Annotated in this window: 15 protein-coding genes; 12 read left to right on the plus strand and 3 right to left on the minus strand. The window is 73.9% G+C overall.

Annotated elements, in window-relative coordinates; translation table 11 throughout:
- Nucleotides 1-14: 14 nt before the first annotated feature.
- From ACLJT4_RS31270 to ACLJT4_RS31300, 7 genes are all read left to right on the plus strand, one after another.
- Entirely contained in the window at nucleotides 15-827 is an 813-nt protein-coding gene (locus ACLJT4_RS31270) for an adenosylcobinamide-GDP ribazoletransferase (RefSeq protein WP_411127420.1), read from the plus strand.
- 190 nt (nucleotides 828-1017) lie between these two features.
- Nucleotides 1018-2562: a leucyl aminopeptidase gene (locus ACLJT4_RS31275; protein WP_411127422.1), complete on the plus strand. Its 1545-nt coding sequence runs from the start codon at nucleotides 1018-1020 to the stop codon at nucleotides 2560-2562.
- A 306-nt stretch (nucleotides 2563-2868) separates the two neighbouring features.
- Nucleotides 2869-4257, plus strand: a complete 1389-nt coding sequence (gene lpdA, locus ACLJT4_RS31280; RefSeq protein ID WP_016571449.1) for a dihydrolipoyl dehydrogenase — start codon at nucleotides 2869-2871, stop codon at nucleotides 4255-4257.
- Nucleotides 4258-4311: 54 nt separating this feature from the next.
- Nucleotides 4312-6042 carry a 2-oxoglutarate dehydrogenase, E2 component, dihydrolipoamide succinyltransferase gene (gene sucB, locus ACLJT4_RS31285; protein ID WP_411127424.1) on the plus strand — a complete coding sequence of 577 codons (1731 nt, stop codon included), beginning with the start codon at nucleotides 4312-4314 and terminating at the stop codon, nucleotides 6040-6042.
- Nucleotides 6043-6191: 149 nt separating this feature from the next.
- Nucleotides 6192-6815, plus strand: coding sequence for a GntR family transcriptional regulator (locus tag ACLJT4_RS31290; protein WP_020931280.1), 624 nt, complete (start codon nucleotides 6192-6194; stop codon nucleotides 6813-6815).
- Nucleotides 6816-7130: 315 nt separating this feature from the next.
- Entirely contained in the window at nucleotides 7131-9806 is a 2676-nt protein-coding gene (gene aceE, locus ACLJT4_RS31295; RefSeq protein ID WP_411127427.1) for a pyruvate dehydrogenase (acetyl-transferring), homodimeric type, read from the plus strand.
- A gap of 189 nt (nucleotides 9807-9995) precedes the next feature.
- On the plus strand, nucleotides 9996-11120 hold the full coding sequence (locus ACLJT4_RS31300; RefSeq protein ID WP_411127429.1) for a helix-turn-helix transcriptional regulator: 1125 nt from the start codon (nucleotides 9996-9998) through the stop codon (nucleotides 11118-11120).
- On the opposite strand, the gene ACLJT4_RS31305 is transcribed toward ACLJT4_RS31300, so the two are convergent.
- Both ACLJT4_RS31305 and ACLJT4_RS31310 read right to left on the minus strand, forming a co-directional pair.
- Nucleotides 11081-12013: an SDR family oxidoreductase gene (locus ACLJT4_RS31305; RefSeq protein WP_411127589.1), complete on the minus strand. Its 933-nt coding sequence runs from the start codon at nucleotides 12011-12013 to the stop codon at nucleotides 11081-11083. The two genes, ACLJT4_RS31300 and ACLJT4_RS31305, sit on opposite strands and share 40 nt — an antisense overlap.
- 235 nt (nucleotides 12014-12248) lie before the next feature.
- The gene (locus ACLJT4_RS31310; RefSeq protein WP_411127431.1) at nucleotides 12249-14141 is read right to left on the minus strand and encodes a hypothetical protein; all 1893 of its coding nucleotides are present in this window, start codon (nucleotides 14139-14141) and stop codon (nucleotides 12249-12251) included.
- A gap of 246 nt (nucleotides 14142-14387) precedes the next feature.
- On the opposite strand from ACLJT4_RS31310, the gene ACLJT4_RS31315 reads away from it, so the two are divergent.
- The 3 genes from ACLJT4_RS31315 to ACLJT4_RS31325 all read left to right on the plus strand — a co-directional run bounded on the left by ACLJT4_RS31315 (nucleotide 14388) and on the right by ACLJT4_RS31325 (nucleotide 17315).
- Nucleotides 14388-14906, plus strand: coding sequence for a DUF4240 domain-containing protein (locus ACLJT4_RS31315; protein ID WP_016572041.1), 519 nt, complete (start codon nucleotides 14388-14390; stop codon nucleotides 14904-14906).
- An 85-nt stretch (nucleotides 14907-14991) separates the two neighbouring features.
- Nucleotides 14992-15885 carry a TIGR01777 family oxidoreductase gene (locus ACLJT4_RS31320; protein ID WP_411127433.1) on the plus strand — a complete coding sequence of 298 codons (894 nt, stop codon included), beginning with the start codon at nucleotides 14992-14994 and terminating at the stop codon, nucleotides 15883-15885.
- A 173-nt stretch (nucleotides 15886-16058) separates the two neighbouring features.
- Nucleotides 16059-17315, plus strand: a complete 1257-nt coding sequence (locus tag ACLJT4_RS31325) for an FAD-dependent oxidoreductase (protein WP_411127435.1) — start codon at nucleotides 16059-16061, stop codon at nucleotides 17313-17315.
- 28 nt (nucleotides 17316-17343) lie between these two features.
- Here the strand turns inward: ACLJT4_RS31325 and ACLJT4_RS31330 are convergent, their stop codons facing one another.
- Nucleotides 17344-18801, minus strand: a complete 1458-nt coding sequence (locus ACLJT4_RS31330; protein ID WP_016572044.1) for a hypothetical protein — start codon at nucleotides 18799-18801, stop codon at nucleotides 17344-17346.
- Between the two features lie 313 nt (nucleotides 18802-19114).
- Here ACLJT4_RS31330 and lipB point away from each other — a divergent pair, with 313 nt between their 5' ends.
- Nucleotides 19115-19930 (plus strand): lipoyl(octanoyl) transferase LipB, encoded by an 816-nt coding sequence (lipB, locus tag ACLJT4_RS31335; RefSeq protein ID WP_351474366.1) that lies wholly within the window; start codon nucleotides 19115-19117, stop codon nucleotides 19928-19930.
- 141 nt (nucleotides 19931-20071) lie between these two features.
- On the plus strand, nucleotides 20072-21022 hold the full coding sequence (lipA, locus tag ACLJT4_RS31340; RefSeq protein WP_275464980.1) for a lipoyl synthase: 951 nt from the start codon (nucleotides 20072-20074) through the stop codon (nucleotides 21020-21022).
- Nucleotides 21023-21071: the final 49 nt, after the last annotated feature.

The raw sequence follows: 21071 nt of genomic DNA on the forward strand, positions 1-21071 counted from the left end.
GGTACCCTGCCGCGGTGAACGACACCGCCCCCGCCTCCCCCGCCTCCCCTGCCTCCCCCGCCGACGCGCTCCGCTTCGCGTTCGGCACGCTGACCGTGCTGCCGGTGCGGGTGACCCGCTGGGACCGGCCCGCGGCCCGCGGCGGGATGCTGTGCGCGCCGGTGGCCGGGCTGGTGGTCGGCCTGTGCGCGGCGGCGCTCGGCGGGCTGCTGTTGCTGTTCGGCGGCGGGCCGTTGCTGGCCGCGGTCGGCAGCGCCGTGGTGCCCGCGGTGCTCACCCGCGGACTGCACCTGGACGGTCTCGCGGACACCGCCGACGGCCTGGGCAGCGGCAAGCCCGCCGAGGAGGCGCTGGCCATCATGAAGCGCTCCGACATCGGACCGTTCGGCGTCGTCACCCTGCTCTTCGCGCTGCTCGCCCAAGTGGCCGCGCTGTCCGGGCTGTACGCGGCGGGCTGGGCGGCCGGCGCGGTCGGCACGGTGGTGATGGCGGTCACCGCGCGCGCCGCGCTGACCCTGGCCTCCCGGGCGGGGGTGCCGGCGGCCCGTCCGGAGGGGCTGGGCGCGGCGGTCGCCGGGAGCGTTCCGGTGCCGGCCGCGGCGGGGGGCGCGGCGGTGGTGGTGGTCGGCTGCGCGGCGGCCGGTGCCGGGGTGGGCGGCCCGTACGGGGCGCTGCACGCCGGGTTGGCCGCGGTGTTGGGGCTGGCGGGCGGGGAGTTGCTGCTGCGGCACTGCCGGCGGCGGTTCGGCGGGGTGACCGGCGATGTCTTCGGGGCGCTCGCGGAGGGCGCCGGGCTCACCGCGCTGGTGCTGCTCACGCTCGGCTGAACATCCGACGGAACCGACAACTCCGCCATATGGCCGGATAGTTGGCGCATCCGCCCGTTGCCAGCCGACGCCCCGTCAGGTCCCGGTGCCGTAACCGGCCGGGCCAGGCGCCGCTCCCGAGCGTAGGCTCGGCCGCAGCAGCGCGTACGCGCGAAACGGATTCCCCGGACGGAACAGGACCTTCATCACCGTGACTGCACTGAGCCTCAGTACTTCTTCCGCCGCAACGGTGCGTGCGGATGCCGTCGTCGTCGGCGTGGCCAAGGGCGCCAAGGGCGTCGTGGTGGCCCCCGGCGCCGAGGCCGTGGACGACGCGTTCGGCGGCAAGCTCGCCGCCGTCCTGGAGACCCTCGGCGCGAGTGGTGCCGAGGGCGAGGTGACCAAGCTGCCCGCCGCCGACGGCATCAAGGCGCCGGTCGTGCTGGCGGTCGGCCTGGGCGGCGCCCCGGCCAAGGACGACTCCTACGACCACGAGGCGCTGCGCCGTGCGGCCGGCAGCGCCGCCCGCACCCTGACCGGCGCCAAGAAGGCCGCCTTCGCGCTGCCGGTCGAGCACGCCGGAGCGGCCGCCGCGGTGGGCGAGGGCGCCCTGCTCGGCGCGTACGCCTTCACCGCGTTCCGCAGCAACGGCGCGAACGGCAAGGGCGCCAAGGCCCGGAAGGACGACGCCAAGTCGGCGCCGCTGGGCGAGGTCGTGGTCCTCGGCGGCAAGCCGCGCGACAAGGAGTTCAAGGCGGCCGCGGAGCGCGCCGAGGTGCTGGCGACGGAGATCAACCGCGCCCGCGACCTGATCAACACGCCCTCCAACGCCCTGGACCCCAAGCAGTTCGCCGCGCACGCGCAGGCGGCGGCCAAGGAGTTCGGCCTCACCGTCGAGGTGCTGGACGAGAAGGCGCTCAAGAAGGGCGGCTACGGCGGTCTGATGGGCGTCGGCCAGGGCTCGGAGGCGCCGCCGCGGCTGGTGCGGATCGCGCACACGCACGCGGCCGCGGAGCGCACGCTGGCGCTGGTCGGCAAGGGCATCACCTACGACTCGGGCGGCATCTCGCTCAAGCCGGCCGGCCACAACGAGACCATGAAGTGCGACATGAGCGGTGCCGCCGCGGTGTTCGCCGCGGTGGTGGCCGCCGCCCGCCTGGACCTCCCGGTGAACGTCACCGGCTGGCTGGCGCTCGCCGAGAACATGCCGTCCGGCTCCGCCACCCGCCCCGGCGACGTCCTGACCATGTACAGCGGCAAGACCGTCGAGGTGCTCAACACCGACGCCGAGGGCCGGCTCGTGCTGGCCGACGCGCTGACCCGGGCCTCGGAGGAGACGCCGGACGCCATCGTGGACGTGGCGACGCTGACCGGCGCGATGGTGCTGGCGCTGGGCCACCGCCACTTCGGGATCATGGCCAACGACGACGCCTTCCGCACCTCGATCCACGAGATCGCCGAGGAGGTCGGCGAGGAGTCCTGGCCGATGCCGATGCCCGCCCACCTCCGCAAGGGCATGGACTCCCCGGTCGCCGACATCGCCAACATGGGCGAGCGGATGGGCGGCGGCCTGGTCGCCGGCCTCTTCCTCAAGGAGTTCGTCGGCGAGGGCATCCCCTGGGCCCACCTGGACATCGCCGGCCCGGCCTTCCACGAGGGCGCGCCCTGGGGCTACACCCCCAAGGGCGGCACCGGCTCCGCGGTCCGCACCCTGCTGCGGCTGGCCGAGCGCACCGCCGAGGGCGACCTGGGCTGACCCTGCAGCACGTCCGCAGGACCCACGACGGCCCCGGGTGCCCCCGGGGCCGTCGGTACGCTTACCACGTCGTGTTCGCCCTCAACGAAATCCGTACGTGAGTACGCAGCAGTAACCCCCGATGGAGCGGCTGATCGGCCGTCCAGAGCCCGGCCCCGCGTCCCGCCTTCGTTGAACAAGTGCGAAGATGGGTTCTCGGCAGGACAGGGCCCCCCTTACCCAGGGCCGAAGTAAAGCGGCCGAACAACAGCCGCGGTCCGGTCATCGCAGACCGGCTCCGGCGCACCCATGCATGGAGGACGTGACGTGGCGAACGACGCCAGCACCGTTTTCGACCTAGTGATCCTCGGTGGCGGCAGCGGTGGTTACGCCGCCGCCCTGCGCGGGGCGCAGCTGGGTCTCGACGTCGCCCTGATCGAGAAGGGCAAGGTCGGCGGCACCTGCCTGCACAACGGCTGCATCCCCACGAAGGCTCTGCTGCACGCCGGTGAAATTGCGGACCAGGCTCGCGAAAGCGAGCAGTTCGGCGTCAAGGCCACCTTCGAGGGCATTGACATCGAAGCGGTCCACAAGTACAAGGACGAGGTCATCTCGGGCCTGTACAAGGGCCTCCAGGGCCTGATCGCTTCCCGCAAGGTGACCTACATCGAGGGTGAGGGCCGGCTGTCCTCGCCGACCTCCGTCGCGGTCAACGGCCAGCAGGTCCAGGGCCGTCACGTCCTGCTCGCGACCGGCTCCGTTCCGAAGTCGCTGCCGGGCCTGGAGATCGACGGCAACCGCATCATCTCCTCGGACCACGCGCTCACGCTCGACCGCGTCCCGAAGTCGGCGATCATCCTGGGCGGCGGCGTGATCGGCGTCGAGTTCGCCTCGGCGTGGAAGTCCTTCGGCACCGACGTCACCGTCATCGAGGGCCTCAAGCACCTCGTCCCCGTCGAGGACGAGAACAGCTCCAAGCTGCTGGAGCGGGCCTTCCGCAAGCGGGGCATCAAGTTCAACCTCGGCACCTTCTTCGACAAGGCCGAGTACACCGCCGACGGCGTCAAGGTCACCCTCGCCGACGGCAAGACCTTCGAGGCGGAGGTGCTGCTCGTCGCCATCGGCCGCGGCCCGGTCTCGGCCGGCCTCGGCTACGAAGAGCAGGGCGTCGCGATGGACCGCGGCTACGTCCTGGTCGACGAGTACATGCAGACCAACGTCCCGACCATCTCGGCCGTCGGCGACCTCGCCCCGACCCTCCAGCTCGCGCACGTCGGCTTCGCCGAGGGCATGCTGGTGGCGGAGCGGCTGGCCGGCCAGAAGGTCGTCCCGATCGACTACGACGGCGTCCCGCGCGTCACGTACTGCCACCCCGAGGTCGCTTCGGTGGGCATCACCGAGGCCAAGGCCAAGGAGCTGTACGGCGCCGACAAGGTCGTGGCTCTGAAGTACAACCTTGCGGGCAACGGCAAGAGCAAGATCCTCAAGACCTCGGGCGAGATCAAGCTCGTCCAGGTCAAGGACGGTGCCGTGGTCGGCGTCCACATGGTCGGTGACCGTATGGGCGAGCAGGTCGGCGAGGCCCAGCTGGTCTACAACTGGGAAGCCCTGCCGGCCGAGGTTGCGCAGCTCATCCACGCGCACCCGACGCAGAACGAGGCGCTCGGCGAGGCCCACCTGGCCCTCGCCGGCAAGCCCCTCCACTCCCACGACTGACCCCCAGTCCCGGGCGCGACCACATCCGTACTTGCGATAGGAGCAACTGAAACCATGGCGGTTTCCGTAACCCTGCCGGCGCTCGGCGAGAGCGTCACCGAGGGCACCGTCACCCGCTGGCTGAAGGCCGAGGGCGAGCGCATCGAGGCCGATGAGCCGCTGCTTGAGGTCTCCACCGACAAGGTTGACACCGAGATTCCCGCGCCGGCCTCCGGCGTGCTGGCCTCCATCAAGGTGGCCGAGGACGAGACCGTGGAGGTCGGCGCCGAGCTGGCCATCATCGACGACGGCACCGGTGCGCCGGCCGCCGCGCCGGCGCCGGCCGCGGCCGAGGCTCCGGCCCCGGCTGCGCAGCCCGAGCCGACTCCGGCCCCCGCGGCCGAGGCCCCCGCCGCCGCCCCCGCGGGTGGCGCCGAGGGCACGGACGTCCTCCTCCCGGCGCTCGGCGAGAGCGTCACCGAGGGCACCGTCACCCGTTGGCTGAAGGAGGTCGGCGAGGAGGTCTCCGAGGACGAGCCCCTGCTGGAGGTCTCCACCGACAAGGTCGACACCGAGATCCCCGCCCCGACCTCCGGCACCCTGCTGGAGATCCTCGTGGCCGAGGACGAGACCGCCGAGGTCGGCGCCAAGCTCGCGGTGATCGGTGCCAAGGGTGCGGCTCCGGCCGCCGCCCCGGCTCCGGCCGCCCCGGCTCCGGCCGCGGCACCCGCCCCGGCGCCCGCGCCCACCCCGGCACCCGCCCCGGCTCCGGCTCCGGCTCCGGCCGCTGCCCCGGCTCCGGCCCCCGCGCCGGCTCCGGCCCCGGCCCCGGCCGCCGCCCCCGTCACCCCCGCCCCGGCGGCCGGTGAGGCGGACGGCGCCTACGTCACCCCGCTGGTCCGCAAGCTCGCGGCCGAGAACGGCGTCAACCTCGCCACGGTCAAGGGCACCGGCGTCGGTGGCCGGATCCGCAAGCAGGACGTCATCACCGCCGCCGAGGCCCTCAAGGCCGCCGTCCCGGCTCCGGCCGCGCCGGCCGCCGCCCCGGCCAAGGCCGGCGCTCCGGTCATCGAGGCGTCGCCGCTGCGCGGTCAGACCGTCAAGATGCCGCGGATGCGCAAGGTCATCGGCGACAACATGATGAAGGCCCTGCACGGCCAGGCGCAGCTGACCTCCGTGGTCGAGGTGGACATCACCGCGATCATGCGGATGCGCAACAAGGCCAAGGACGGGTTCGCGCAGCGCGAGGGCGTCAAGCTCTCCCCGATGCCGTTCTTCGTCAAGGCCGCCGTCCAGGCGCTGAAGGCCCACCCGGTCGTCAACGCCCGGATCAACGAGGACGAAGGCACCATCACCTACTTCGACACCGAGAACGTCGGTATCGCGGTGGACGCCGAGAAGGGCCTGATGACCCCGGTCATCAAGGGTGCCGGTGACCTCAACATCGCCGGCATCGCCCGCAAGACGGCGGAGCTGGCGGGCAAGGTCCGGGGCAACAAGATCACCCCGGACGAGCTGTCCGGCGCGACCTTCACCATCAGCAACACCGGTTCGCGCGGCGCCCTGTTCGACACCGTCATCGTGCCGCCGAACCAGGTCGGCATCCTGGGCATCGGTGCCACCGTCAAGCGTCCGGTGGTCATCAACCACCCGGACCTCGGCGAGACCATCGCGGTGCGCGACATGACCTACCTGGCGCTCTCCTACGACCACCGTCTGGTGGACGGCGCGGACGCCGCCCGCTACCTGACCACGGTCAAGCAGATCCTGGAGGCCGCGGAGTTCGAGACCGAGATCGGTCTCTGATTCCGACTCCCCTCAGGGAAGCGGTAGTTGTGCAAGGGGTCGGCCCCGGTTCGTTCCGACGAGCCGGGGCCGACCCTTTTGCGTGCCCGCGTCCGGCGATAATGGCCCCCGCACCACCCGCGGCCCCACCCGCTCTGAAGGAGCACCTCATGACCCCGCCCGTCGTCCACTCGCTGCGCGAACAGATCCGCGAGCACATCCTGGAGGGGATCGTCAGTGGCCGCTGGCAGCCGGGTGAGCGGATCGTGGAGCGGCGGATCGCGGCGGAGCTGGAGGTCAGCCAGACGCCGGTGCGGGAGGCGCTGCGGGAGCTGGAGTCGCTCCAGCTGATCGAGTCGGCGCCGAACAAGGGCGTGCGGGTCCGCAACCTCACCGCGGACGACCTCAAGGAGAGCTACCCGGTCCGGGCCGGTCTGGAGCAGGTGGCGGCGGAGCTGGCGGCGGGGCGGCTGGCCCAGGACACCGCGGCGCTGGAGCGCGAGGTGGCGGCCCTGCGGGAGGCGGACGCGGCGGGCGACGGCGAGGCCCAGGTGCGGCACACGGTGGCCTTCCACCGGGAGATCGTCCGGGCGGCCGGGAACGCCGTGCTGCTGCACACCTGGGAGTCGCTGGGCGTGGAGGTCTGGACGACGCTGTCGATCCGCTGGTTCAGCCCGGAGCCGCGCTCGCACGCCCAGGACCACCAGGAGCTGGTGGACGCGTTCCGGCGGCGCGACCCGCGGATCGGGGCGCTGTTGAAGGCGCACGTGCTGAGCTGCGCGCCGCGGGTCTAGCCGGCCCCGGAAATCCCGGTCGGGCGGCCCCGCCGAGCGTCGTGCGGGGCCGCTTCGCCCTGTCGGGCGGGAGCGTTCCGGGGTGGTCGGTTCCGGGGTGTGGCGGAGGGGCTCCGGGGCGTAACGGAGGGGGGCTCCGGGGCTGGCACGCGGTGCCCTGCATCGCGGCACCCCGTGCCGACCTGCGGTTTTTCCTCCGACCGGCGTTGATCGATCATCGATCAGAGGGTTATCGTCGATGACTGGGGCGCGACACCCCTGCCTGCCGAATGCCTGCCGAACTCGCATTCCCACCCGTCCGGAAAGGGGCCACCCATGCCCGACCCCGTGCGCCTGCCGTACAGCCAGCTCGACCAGCTCCCGGACCGCGACCCCGAGGAGACGGCCGAGTGGCGCGAGTCGCTGGACGCCGTCGCCAAGGCAGCGGGCCCGCATCGCGCCGCATACCTGATGCGCCGCGCCCTGGAGCACACCGCCCGCACCGAAGGCACCGACCTGCCGTCGCTGCTGGAGACGGACTACGTCAACACCATCCCGACCTCCGCCGAGCCCGCGTTCCCGGGTGACGAGGCGCTGGAGGCCCGGATCACCGCCTGGAACCGCTGGAACGCGGCGGCCATGGTCACCCGCGGCTCCAAGCTGGGCCTCGGCGGCCACATCGCCACCTTCGCCTCGGCGGCCTGGCTCTACGAGACCGGCTTCCAGCACTTCTTCCGCGGCAAGGAGGGCGACGGCTCCGGCGACCAGCTCTACATCCAGGGCCACGCCTCCCCCGGCATCTACGCCCGCGCCTTCCTCGAAGGCCGGCTGACCGAGGAGCAGCTCGACCACTTCCGCCAGGAGGCCGGCGGCGAGGGCCTCCCCTCGTACCCGCACCCGCGGCGGCTGCCCTGGCTGTGGGAGTTCCCCACCGTCTCGATGGGCCTCGGCCCGCTGTCCGCGATCTACCAGGCGCGCTTCAACCGCTACCTGGAGCACCGTGACATCAAGGACACCAGCAACTCGCACGTCTGGGCCTTCCTGGGCGACGGCGAGATGGACGAGCCGGAGTCGACCGCGGCACTGGCCCTGGCCGGGCGCGAGGGCCTGGACAACCTGACCTTCGTCATCAACTGCAACCTGCAGCGCCTCGACGGTCCGGTCCGCCCGAACTTCAAGATCGTGCAGGAGCTGGAGGCCCAGTTCCGCGCCGCCGGTTGGAACGTCGTCAAGGCCCTGTGGGGTCAGGCGTGGGACGAGATCTTCGCCCTCGACACCGACGGCGCGGTCATCCAGCGCCTGCGCGAGACCCCCGACGCGCAGTTCCAGACGTACGCCACCCGCGACGCCGCCTACCTGCGCGAGCACTTCTTCGGCGCCAGCGACGCCCTCAAGGCGATCGGCGCGCAGCTCTCCGACGCGAAGCTGCTGGAGCTGTTCCAGACCTCCCGCGCCGGCCACGAGCCGCGCAAGGTGTACGCCGCGTACAAGGCCGCCGCCGAGCACAAGGGCGCGCCGACGGTGATCCTGGCGCAGACCGTCAAGGGCTACACCCTCGGCACGGGCTTCGAGTCCCGCAACGCCAACCACCAGATGAAGAAGCTGACGATGGCGGAGTTCCGCACCATGCGGGACCTGCTCGAACTCCCCATCCCGGACAGCGCCCTCGAAGGCGACCTGGTGCCGTACTGGCGCCCGGCCGAGGACTCGCCGGAGATGCAGTACCTGCGCACCCGGCGCGCCGCCCTCGACGGCCCGGCCCCGGCCCGCAACGTCGTAGCCAAGCCGCTGCCGGCGCCCGCGGACAAGGTTTTCGACGCCCTGAAGAAGGGCTCCGGCAGCCAGGAGATCGCCACCACCATGGCGTTCGTCCGGCTGGTCAAGGACCTGATGCGGGACAAGGAGACCGGCAAGCGCTGGGTCCCGATCGTCCCGGACGAGGCCCGCACCTTCGGCATGGAGTCGCTCTTCCCGACCGCCGGCCTCTACTCCCCCAAGGGCGCGACCTACGACCCGGTCGACCGGGACCAGCTGCTCTGGTACAAGGAAGCCAAGAACGGCCAGATCCTCAACGAGGGCATCACCGAGGCCGGTTCGCTGGCCGACTTCACCGCCGCCGCGACGTCGTACGCGACGCACGGCGAGCCGATGATCCCGTTCTACATCTTCTACTCGATGTTCGGCTGGCAGCGGACCGCCGACCAGTTCTGGGCGCTCGCCGACCAGCTGGGCCGCGGCTTCGTGATCGGCGCCACCGCCGGCCGCACGACGATGACCGGTGAGGGCCTCCAGCACGCCGACGGCCACTCCCACCTGATCGCCTCGACCAACCCGGCGGCGCTGTCGTACGACCCGGCGTTCGCCTACGAGGTGGCGGTGATCGTCAAGGAGGGTCTGCGCCGGATGTACGGTCCGGACGCCGAGGACGTCTTCTACTACCTGACGGTCTACAACGAGACCAAGGTGCAGCCGGCGATGCCGGAGGGCGTCGAGGAGGACATCCTCAAGGGCCTCTACCGCTTCAAGGAGGCCACCACCATCGAGGGCGCCGAGGTCCCGCGGCTCCAGCTGCTGGCCTCCGGCACCGCGATCCACTGGATCCTGGAGGCGCAGCAACTGCTCGCCGCCGACTGGGGCGTGGCCGCGGACGTGTGGTCCGCGCCGTCCTGGACGGAGCTCCGCCGGGACGCCCTGGAGTGCGACGCGGCCCGCCTGGAGGGCGAGGACCGGGTTCCGCACGTCACCCGTGCGCTGGCCGGTGCGCCCGGCCCGGTCGTCGCGGTGAGCGACTGGATGCGGGCGGTACCGGACCAGATCGCCCCGTGGGTGGAGCAGGACTGGACCTCCATCGGGACGGACGGCTTCGGCCTGTCCGACACCCGTGACGCGGCCCGCCGCCACTTCGGCGTCGACCCGCAGTCGGTGGTCGTCCAGGCGCTGGCGGCCCTCGCCCGGCGCGGGGACGTCAAGCCGGAGACGGTCAAGGAGGCCCGCGAGCGCTACGGGCTGTGACACCGGGCCCTCGACGGTGCTCAGGCACCGCAGGGCCCCCGGGACGCGGGCGGCCCCGGCCGACACCGGGCGCCGCCCGCCCATGAACTCCCGTGCGGAGATCACCCACCGCGCCCGGGGTCTTCGCACGGGATCCCTCCCGTCCCGCGTTCGCGGGGCGTTGTCAGTGCCGGCACGCATGATGGATCCATGCGTGCCGCACGGCTGATCAAGATGGTGTTGCTGCTCCAGTCCCGGCCGGCGATGACGGCCGGCGAGCTGGCGCGGGAGCTGGAGGTCTCGGAGCGCACCGTCGCCCGGGACGTGCTGTCGCTGTCCGAGGCCGGCGTGCCGGTCTACGCGGACCGCGGCCGCTCCGGCGGCTACCGCCTGATAGGCGGCTATCGCACCCGGTTGACCGGGCTCGGCCGCAGCGAGGCGGAGGCGCTCTTCCTGTCCGGAGTGCCCTCCGCGCTGCGCGAGATGGGCCTGGCCGACGTCGCCTCCGCGGCCCGACTGAAGGTTTCCGCGGCGCTGCTGCCGGAGCTGCGGGACGCCGCGTCGGGCGCCGCCCAACGCTTCCACCTGGACGCGCCGCGCTGGTACCACGATCCCGAGACGCCCGAGCTGCTGCCGGTGCTCGCCGACGCGGTCTGGGACGACCGGCGGCTGACCGTCCGCTACCTCCGACGGGACCGCGAGGTGGTCCGTGAACTGGAGCCGTACGGCCTCGTGTTGAAGGCCGGCGTCTGGTACGTGGCGGCCCGGGCGGCGCCGGAGCGGTCCGCCTCGCCGCCGGCCGGTGCGCCGGCCGGTGCGCCGCCCGACGGCGACGGGGAGCGGGCCGGGTTCCGGGTCTACCGCGTCGACCGGTTCACCGCCGCGGCGCCGACCGTCCCGCCCGAGGACCTGCGGAGCGGCCCGCCCGGCGCCGACCCGGTGCGCGCCGGGCGGTTCGTCCGCGATCCGGAGTTCGACCTGCCCGCGTTCTGGGCCGAGCGGGCCGCGCAGTTCCGCCGCTCGCTGCTGCGCGAGGAGGTCGTGGTCCGGCTCTCCCCGCGCGGGGTCCGGCAGTTGCCGTACGTCACCGAGCCGGCCGCGGCGCGGGAGGCCGTCGAGCGGGCGACCGCCGCGGGCGGGCCGGACGGCCGGGGGTGGTTGACGGTCACCCTGGCCGTGGAGTCCGAGGAGGTCGCCTACGGCCAGCTGTTGGGGCTCGGCCCGGAGGGCGAGGTGTGCGCGCCCCCCGCCCTGCGGGAGCGGTTCGCGGCGGCCGCCCGCCGCGCCGCCGCGCTCTACGCGCCGTCGGAAGAAGGAGCCGCCGACTCGCGGTAGTGCTCGGGGCCCGCGTCCTTACCGCCCATCACCACGTCCAGGAAGTAGCCGAAGCAGTCGGGCCGGGTGCCGTCCGTGTCCGTGAAGTCGTACTCCTTCGCCAGTTGGCCGCTGGAGAGCGACCGGCCGGTCCAGCGCGCCCGGTCCGGGTCGGCGGCCAGGGCCCGCACCGCGCGGCCGATCAGCGCCGGTGACTCGGCGATGGCGAAGTGCGGTTCCTGGGCGATCGCGTCGCGCCAGGTCTCCTCGGTGACGCCGAAGTGGTCCAGCATCTCCTCGGACCGCAGGAAGCCCGGGGTGAGCGAGACCGCCGTGCCGCCGTACTCCGTCAGCTCGCTGGCGAGTCCGAAGGCGATCCGGTGCGGGACGTTCTTGGTGACGTCGAAGCAGAGGCTGTCGCGGTAGGTGCGGTTGAACTCCGCGGTGCCGTCGGTGACCTCGACGACCAGTCCGCCGGGCCGGCGGATCAGCAGCGGCAGCGCGAAGTGGTGGGTGATGATGTGGGAGTCGATGCCGAGCCGGAACATCCGCAGTCCGCCGGCCAGGTCGAGGTCCCACACCTTGGTGTCGAACTGGATCAGCCGGTCGCCGCCCCAGATGCTGTTGACGAGGATGTCCAGCCGCCCCTGCTCCCGGTCGATGCGCTCGACCAGCGCCTCGACCTGGTCCGGTTCCAGGTGGTCGGTGGGTACCGCGATCCCGGTGCCGCCCGCGGCCGTCACGAGCTCCGCCGTCTGCTCGATGGTCTCCGAGGGCCGGCCGACCTCGCTGGTGCGGTGCCGGGTCGTGCGGCCGGTGACGTAGACCGTCGCGCCGGCCCGGCCCAGTTCCACCGCCATCGCCCGTCCCGCGCCCCGGGTGGCCCCGGCGACCAGGCCCACCCGGCCGCTCAGGTCGCCCGCGGGGTGCCGCCCGCCGGGTGCCGCCGCTGCCGTCCGCCGGTCCGTCGCCTTCTCCTGCGCCGTCACGTGTCACTCCTCGCTCTGTTGCCTGCTGTGCGGTCGTACGCGGTGACCCTGACAGCCAATCCCGACACCTTCTGTCGGGATTCCTCGGGCGGTTGCCGGGCTTCGCCACGGACCCGCCGGCGGCCGGCGCGCCCCGTCCGCGGGCCCCGCCGGAGCCGCCCTACGGACGCAGCGCCGACAGGCTCCGGCCGTCCCGCAGCCGCCCGGCGACCTGCGCCGGGGCCTGGGGCCCGGCCGGCACCGCCAGCGTCGTCGCCGCGGCGCCGGCCCGCACCCCGCCGGTCACGTCGATCCCGGCCACCTCGCTGCTGCCGGCCGCGAGCAGATACCACTTCCCGGACTTCGCCTGCCAGTGGACGTCGCCGAGCACGTGCCGCCCGAACGGACTGCACGCCGCGGTGCCGACCGCCCGGCCGGCGGTCCTCCCGGGGTCGGCCGGCCCGGTGGCGGGCGGCAGGAACTGCACCACGGCCCGGCCCGGTCCGCGCCAGGTGTCCGCGCGGTTGCAGACCCAGGTGGCGGTGCCGCCGCCCTCGGGGAGGTCCTGCTGCGCGTAGGCCCAGTTGTTGACCGCCCGTACGCCGGTGCCGCGCAGCGACCGCAGGGTGCACGCGGTGCGCGCCCAGCTGTGCAGCGCGGGTGCGCCGGTCACCTCGCCGGGGCCGCCCGCGGTGGGCGACGGCAGGTACGTCAGGTGCGCCGGCGCCAGGTCGCCGAGGTCGGTGACCAGGAACGAGCGCCGGTCGTCGATCCGCGGCGAGGAGCGGAACTCGGCCACCGGCCAGTGCCCGCAGGGGGCACCGTCCGCCGGCGGGAGCGGGATGCGGTCGGTGACGCCGTCCGGGGCCAGGTGCAGCCCGTGCGGCGGCGCGTCGGGGGCGAGCAGGTCCCGGACGGCGACGTCGGAGACCCAGGGGGCGATCAGGTAGCGCAGCCAGCCGTTGCCGCGGCCGATCACCAGTCCGCCGGCGGAGGTGAGGTCGGCGGCGTCGACCCGGGCGAAGTGCAGGGTGGGCGTGGCCCCTTCGGGCTCCGCGTACCGCACCAGCCGCTCGCCGTCGTGGAGGACCACCACCATGACGTTGTCGATCAGGCCCGCGTACAGCAGCCGGGGCGGGGCGGCGGGCGGCCGGGTGGAGGTGTCCGCCGCGGCGACGACGCGGGTGCCCGGGGGCGGCGCGGCCCAGACCCGCAGCGCCCGCGCCAGCAGCTGCCGGTCGCCGGCCTGCCGGCCGCGCGGCGGCCAGGCGGTGAAGTCCACCCGGGAGGTCTCCGCCCACTGCTCGTGCGGCGTCCGCAGCAGCCGGTCGGGGTCGAGTGCCTGTTGGGCGGCGGTGGGTACGGGGCCGGCCGCGGGGCGGCCGTCGGGCAGCGCCGCCACCGCGACCGTCCCGGCCACCAGCACCGCCGCCAGCACCGCCGTCGCCCGCACCCGCTGTCGACGGCGCAACAGGTCCGTCGGCCGGGCCTGGACCGTGCAGGGGTCGAACTCGCCCGAGTTCAGCAGCGCCGCGGTCCCGGCGGTCCGCCGGTCCAACTGGCCGGCCGCCCGCTGCGCCGCGTCGGGGTCCGCGACGCCGGCCCGCACCAGGACGGCGCGCGCCGCGTCCGCGTCCAGCCCCTCCAGCTGCCACAGCCCCAGGGCGGCCCGCACCGCGGCCGGGACCGCCGACAGGGCCTGGTCCAGGGCGAGTTCGTCGGCGCCCCCGGCGCGCGGGAAGAGCCGCAGCCCCCAGACGAACGGCACGGTCGGCAGCAGTACCGCGGGCCGCTGGCGCTCCTCGAAGGCCAGCGCCAGCTCCACCGTGCGCTGGCGGACCAGGTCGTAGCCGGCGCCGGTGTCCGCGCCGCGCTGGGCGGGCAGCGCGCCGGCCGGCCGGCGCGGCGCGCGCCACGGCAGCGCCCGCTGCACCAGGCCGTGCGCGGTGAGGACCTTGCGGTGGCGGCCCATCGACGGGGGCAGCACCAGATAGGCGAGGCGGACCAGCCGCGGGTAGTGCTCGACGAGGGCCGCCTCGGCGCGTTCGACCTCGGCCCGGGTTCGTTCGTCCATGGGCATGGCGGTGTGCGCCCTTCACGAAGTGGGAGTGCCGGTGGGGGAGGAAAGGTGGGGTGCGGGGGGCTGTGGTGGGGGGTCTGCTCTGCCGTCGTTGCATGCCGCACAACGAGGGAGTCCCGGCGCGGTCACCCGCCGGACCGTCGCTCCTGACGCCCCGGCGCGCCGCCCGGATGGGCTCCCGGCCGGGTCCGGGGCACTCCGCGTGCGGGCCGCGTCGGCAGGACGGATGCTGGAGCGGTGATGGACGAGACGGAGTTCTGGGAGCTGGTCGACGGCTCCCGCGCGGGGGCCGCCGGCGACCCCGAGGAGCAGGCCGACGCGCTGGTCGAGCGGCTGCTGGGGCTCGACCCGGACCGCATCGTCGACTTCGCCCGCCACTTCGAGGCCCGCTACAACCGGGCGTACACCTGGGACCTGTGGGCCGCCGCGGCGTTGATGCTGGACGGCGCCAGCGACGACGCCTTCGACTACTTCCGCTGCTGGCTGATCGGTCAGGGCCGGCACGTCTTCGAGGGCGCGCTGCACGACCCGGACCAGTTGGCCGCCCTCGTCGGGGACTTCGACGAGGAGACCGACGGCGACGCCGAGGAGCTCGGGTACGCCGCCGACGAGGCGTACGAGCAGCTGACCGGCGTCGTCATGCCCGACCTGGAGCTGCCCCCGGCCCCGCCGGAGCCGCTCGGCACCTACCTCGACCTCGACGACGACCCGACCCTCGCCGAGCGGCTGCCGCGGCTGTGGGACCGCTTCCGGCGCTGAGTTCCCGCGCCGCCGCCGCGGACTCCCGCCCGGCGCACCCCTGCCCCTCCCCGGTGGCGCCCCGGATTGCGGGCAGGATGGCCCCATGCGGATCGCGATCACCGGCTCGACCGGACTCATCGGCACGGCCCTCGTCCGAAACCTGCGCGCGGACGGCCACGACGTCGTCCGGCTGGTCCGCCGGCCGTCGACGGCGGCCGACGAGGTGACCTGGGACCCCAAGGGGCGGCGGCTGGATCCGGCCGCCCTCGCCGGCTGCACGGCGGTGGTCCACCTCGCCGGGGCGGGCATCGCCGACCGCCGCTGGACCGCCGCGTACAAGCAGGAACTCCGCGACAGCCGGGTGCTGGGCACCCGCACGCTGGCCACCGCGCTGGCCGCGATGGACGACCCGCCGCGGGTCTTCGTCTCGGGCAGCGCGATCGGCTACTACGGCGACACCGGGGACCGGCGCACGGACGAGGACGCGCCGGCCGGTACGGGCTTCCTGCCGGAGCTGTGCGTGGCGTGGGAGGACGCCGCGGCCCCCGCCCAGGACGCCGGGGTGCGGACCGTCTTCGCCCGCACCGGTCTGGTCGTGGCGGGCTCCGGGGGCGCCTGGGGGCGGCTCTTCCCGCTGTTCCGGCTGGGGCTGGGCGGCCGGATCGGCGACGGCAGCCAGTACTGGAGCTTCATCTCGCTGCGGGACCACGTCGCGGCGCTCCGCCACGTGCTGGCGACCGAGGAGCTGTCCGGGCCGGTCAACCTCACCGCGCCGGAGCCGGTCACCAACCGCGAGGCGACGGCGGTGATGGGGCACGTGCTGCGTCGCCCCACGCTGTGCACCGTGCCGGCGCCGGCGCTGCGGATCGCCCTCGGGGAGTTCGCCGAGGACGTGCTGGGCAGTCAGCGGATCGTGCCGCGGCGGCTGCTGGACTCCGGTTTCACGTTCACGGACCCGCGGATCGGCGACGCGGTGCGCGCCGCGCTGGCGTCGTAGACCGCCGAGGGCCGGGGTGTGGCGCGGGGACGCTCCGACGCGCCCCCAGGGCGCCCCTGTCGGCCGGGCGGCGGTGCTCCCTACGGTCCTCGGACACACCACTGGCATCCCGGCGGCCCGCACCGGGCATGAGAACCGTGCGCTGCCGCTGGGACCGACCTCGGGAGGGGCATGTGCTGCGCTCCGCATCGGCCGTCGACGTCGTCATCGTGGGGGCCGGGCCGGCCGGCCTCGCCGCCGCCCGCCATCTGACCTCGGCGGGGCTCGCGGTCACCGTCCTGGAGGCCGCGTCACGGGTCGGCGGCCGGTCCGTCACCGACGAGGTGGACGGCTTCCGCCTGGACCGCTGCGGGCGCCCGCTGGCGGTCTCACCGGCCGCGCTGCGCCGCACGCCCGGCCTGGGCGAGTTGACGCTGCGTCCGTTCGCGGCCGGGGTGAGCCTGCACAACGGCCAGCGCGCGCAGCGCATCAGCCCGCTGCGGTGCACGAGGGGCGCACTGTCCGCGGCACGCGCCCTCACGCGCGCCGACCGGCGCACGGAGCGTTCCGCCGACCGTCCGGTCAGCGACGTGCTGGCCGGCCGCCCGGCGTTCCCGCCGCGCACCCACGACACCTTCCTGCGGCCACTGTTGAGCGCGCTGCTCTGCGACCCGCGGCTGCACGGCTCCGGCCGGGGCGCCGCACAGGTGCTGCGGGCCTTCGCGGAGGGCCGGCTGGCCCTCCCGGCGGGCGGCGCCTCGGCCGTCCCGGAGCTGCTGGCCGCCGGTCTGCCGCCGGGCACGGTGCGGACGTCCGTGGAAGTCACGGCCGTCGACACCAACGGGGTCAGCACCCGCGAGCACGGGCGGATCCCGTGCCGGGCGGTGCTGGTGGCGACCGGAGCACGGGACGCCGCCGCGCTCCTGCCGGGGCTGCGCCGGCCGGCCTTCCACCCGGTGACCGTGCTGCACCACACCGCCACCGCCCCCGCCGGCACCCGCGGCGGCCCGGTCCGCGACACCGCCCTGATCCTGCCGACCGAGGGCCCGATCGGCTTCAGCTACCTCGCCGGCGCGATCGACCCGTCCCGTACCCCGCCCGGCCGGTCGCTGGTCACCACCGTCGTCCTGGGCCCGGCCTCCGCGCTGCCGCTGGACGTCCTCGACAAGACCGTCCGGCCGCAGCTGGACCGGATCTACGGGGTGCGGACCGACGACTGGCAGCTGCTGACCGGCCACCACGATCCGTACGCGGTGCCCGCGATGGCCACCCCGCACGACCCGCAGCGCACCGTACGGGTGTTGGCCGGGCTCTACGTGTGCGGTGACCACCGCGACACCAGCACCGTGCAGGGCGCGCTGCGCTCCGGCCACCGGGCCGCCCGCGCCCTGCTCCAGGACTTCGGCATCCCGGCCCGCACGGAACCGGACGCCGTGCGGGCCGCGGCGTGACGGGCCGGGACGCGTCGCCACCGGCCCGTCACCCCAGCGCGGCCACCCGCTCCCGGTAGCCGCGCACGGCCGCCGCGTCCCGGTACGGCTCCAGCCGCCGCTCGAAGTCCCGGACGTACTCGTGGGCGCGGGCGGAGCGCATCTCGGACGCCTGGAGGGCCGCCTCGGCGCCGAGCGTGCACGCCTGCTCCAGTTCGCCCAGGCCCAACCGGGCGGTGGCCAGCACCACCCGGCAGAACAGCCGGCTACGGGCGAACCCCGCGGCACGCAGTTGCAGGGAGCGCTCGGCGTGCTGGGAGGCGGCGCGGAACTGCTGGAGGTCGCGGTGGCAGTGCGCGAGTTCGTCCGCGAGCTGGGCCTCGTCGAAGAACCGCGCCCAGTAGGGGGTGTCGTCGCCGGGGCGGGCGCCCTCCAGGGCCCGTTCGGCGCGGGCCAGTGCGGCCGTGCAGGCCCGGACCTCGCTCAGGACGCCGTGCCCGCGGGCCTCGGCGGCGTGCAGCAGCGCCTGCACCGCGGGCGGCACGCTGCTGCCGACGCCCTGCTGGGCGACCCGGGCCAGTTGCACGGCCTCCCGGCCGTGCCCCAGATAGACCGCCTGCCGGCTCATCGTCACCAGGACGTAGGCGCCGTACCCCCGGTCCCCCGCGGCCTGCGAGAGCCGCAGCGCCTGCACGAAGTACCGCTGCGCCAGCCCGTGCGCAGCGATGTCGTACGAGGTCCAGCCGGCCAGCCTGGTCAGGTCGGCGGCGGCCGCGAACAACCGGCGGCCGATCGCCTCCCCGTAGGTGCCCCGGAGCATCGGCTCCGCCTCGTGCTCCAGATAGCGCACCAGGGCCTGGCGGGCGTGGCCGCCGCCGTAGGCGTGGTCCAGGGCGCGGAACAGCTCGCCGACCGAGCGCAGCGCCGCGATGTCGCCGGAGGTGACCCGGCCGCCCTGGGTGCGGTCCACGCGCTCCGTCTGGCGCTGCCGGGGCACCGACGTCCGGCCGCCCTGGACCGGCACCCGCTCGACGGTGTCGGCCGGTTGCTCGCCGTGCGCGACGCGTTCGTCGGGGCGGCCGATCAGCCAGTCCCGGCTGGGCACCACGAGCCCGGCCGGGGTGAAGGCGATCTTGCGGAGCTCGGCATGACTGCCGGAGTCCTTGCGCCACAGCCCGCTGACGATGTCCACCGCCTCGGCGGGGGTCGAGGCGAATTCCAGCCCGGCGTACACCGGCGCGCAGGCGTCCAGGCCGAGGTCCTGGGCGGACAGCCGGCGGCCCAGCCGCCGGGTGAAGACCTCCGCGATCAGCGCGGGGGTGGTGCCTCTGGGCTGCTGGCCGCGCAACCAGCGCGTCACCGAGGTCTTGTCGTAGCGCAGGTCCAGGCCGTGCTCGATGCCCAGTTGATCAACCCGTCTGGCCAGCCCTGCGTTGGAAAAGCCCGCCTCGGAGATGAGCGCGGCGAGCTGGCGATTGGGCGTGTGGTGCGGGGGTCGTTCCGTCATCAGCTTTACCGGTCTCCTGCCTTCCGGGCCGGGCCGCCGGCCTCGACTGACCCCGTCCGGCGTGCTCTTCGCCCTTGTGGAACGGCGTGAATGTAACGGCCTTCAGCGCCTTTCTCGCGTCTTGCGCCTCGCGTTCATCCGATCGTGTGAGCACGTCACAGGCGCGTCGAGGGCTGTGCGGCGCACCGACCCCGTGCGGGGGGCGCGCGCGGCGGCCGTACAGTGGCACGGGCGCGATGTGGCATCGCAAGTGCTTCGCGTGAGGCATCAAACGTCGCGAAGAACTGCGACAACAGTTCGAAGAGGAGCTGCCGTGACTGCGATCTCTCGGGGGGAGACCCCCGCACCCGAGGGGCTGCGCTTCGTTCATCTGGGCTTCGGGGCGGACGCCGTCGCGTACGAGCCGGCTTGGCAGGAACAGCGTCGCGTCCACGCCGCCCGGTTCGCCGACGAGGTCCCCGACACCTGCCTGCTCCTGGAGCACCAGGAGGTCTACACGGCGGGTCGGCGCACCTCCGACGACGAGCGCCCGTTGGACGGCACCCCCGTCGTCGACGTGGACCGCGGTGGGAAGATCACCTGGCACGGTCCCGGCCAGTTGGTCGGCTACCCCATCCAGAAGCTGCCGCGCCCGGTCGACGTGGTCGCGCACGTCCGCCGGTTGGAGGACGCGCTGATCCGGGTCTGCGCCGAGTTCGGCGTCGAGGGCACCCGGGTCGAGGGCCGCAGCGGCGTGTGGGTCCTGGGGGACCCGGTGGAGCAGCGCCCGGCCCTGGGCGGTCTCCAGCTCGACTTCGACCCGCGGACCACGGACGAGCTGTTCGACCCGCGGCTGAACGGCCCCGAGTACGCGCCGTCCAACGCCGGGCAGCGCCGCGAGGACCGCAAGCTGGCCGCGATCGGCATCCGCGTCGCCAAGGGCGTCACGATGCACGGCTTCGCGCTCAATGTGAACCCGGACACCACCTCGTTCGACAAGATCGTGCCCTGCGGCATCCGGGACGCCGGCGTCGCCTCGCTCTCCGGCGAACTGGGCCGCGAGGTCACCATCGCCGAGGTCCTGCCGGTGGCCGAGAAGCACCTGCGGGACGTCCTGGAGAACGCCGTCCTCCTGCCCCGCGCGGTCTGAGCGCCGCACCCGCGGCATGACCGCGGGAATGCCGTCCTCCCGTCCGAGGTTGGCCCTGCACCACCCGCACGTGGATATGCGTGCGAATTGACGGGCGTACCCTGGTGTACGCCGAAGAATCGAAGTTGTTAGGGAGCCGACGTGTCCGCAGTCGCACCCGACGGACGCAAGATGCTGCGCCTGGAGGTCCGCAACAGCCAGACCCCCATCGAGCGCAAGCCCGAGTGGATCAAGACCCGGGCGAAAATGGGTCCCGAGTACAACCACCTCCAGGGCCTGGTCAAGAGCGAGGGTCTGCACACGGTCTGCCAGGAGGCGGGGTGTCCCAACATCTTTGAGTGCTGGGAGGACCGCGAGGCGACCTTCCTCATCGGTGGTGACCAGTGCACCCGCCGCTGCGACTTCTGCCAGATCGACACCGGCAAGCCGCAGGAGCTGGACCGCGACGAGCCGCGCCGGGTCGCGGAGTCGGTCCAGACCATGGGCCTGAAGTACGCCACCATCACCGGCGTCGCCCGCGACGACCTGGAGGACGGCGGCGCCTGGCTCTACGCCGAGACCGTGCGCCAGATCCACGCCGCGATGCCCGACACCGGCGTGGAACTGCTGATCCCCGACTTCAACGCGGTCCCCGAGCAGCTCGCCGAGGTCTTCTCGTCCCGCCCCCAGGTGCTGGCGCACAACGTCGAGACGGTGCCGCGGATCTTCAAGCGGATCCGCCCCGGCTTCCGCTACGAGCGGTCGCTGGAGGTCATCACCAAGTCCCGCGAGGCCGGTCTGGTCACCAAGTCCAACCTGATCCTGGGCATGGGCGAGACCCGCGAGGAGATCAGCCAGGCGCTCCAGGACCTGCACGACGCGGGCTGCGAGTTGATCACGATCACCCAGTACCTGCGCCCGTCGGTGCGGCACCACCCCATCGAGCGCTGGGTGAAGCCGGCCGAGTTCGTGGAGCTCAAGGAGGAGGCCGAGGAGATCGGCTACGCCGGCGTCATGTCCGGCCCGCTGGTCCGCTCCTCCTACCGCGCCGGTCGGCTGTACCAGCAGGCGATCGAGCGGCGCGAGGTCGAGGCGTCCAGTCAGGCGGTTTGACGCGTCCGACGCGCCATCTTGTGAAACGTGGCACATGCTGAGAGACGCG

The organism is Streptomyces sp. x-19, assembly GCF_046549115.1.
In the GTDB taxonomy this organism is placed as follows: Bacteria; Actinomycetota; Actinomycetes; order Streptomycetales; family Streptomycetaceae; genus Streptomyces; species Streptomyces albulus_C.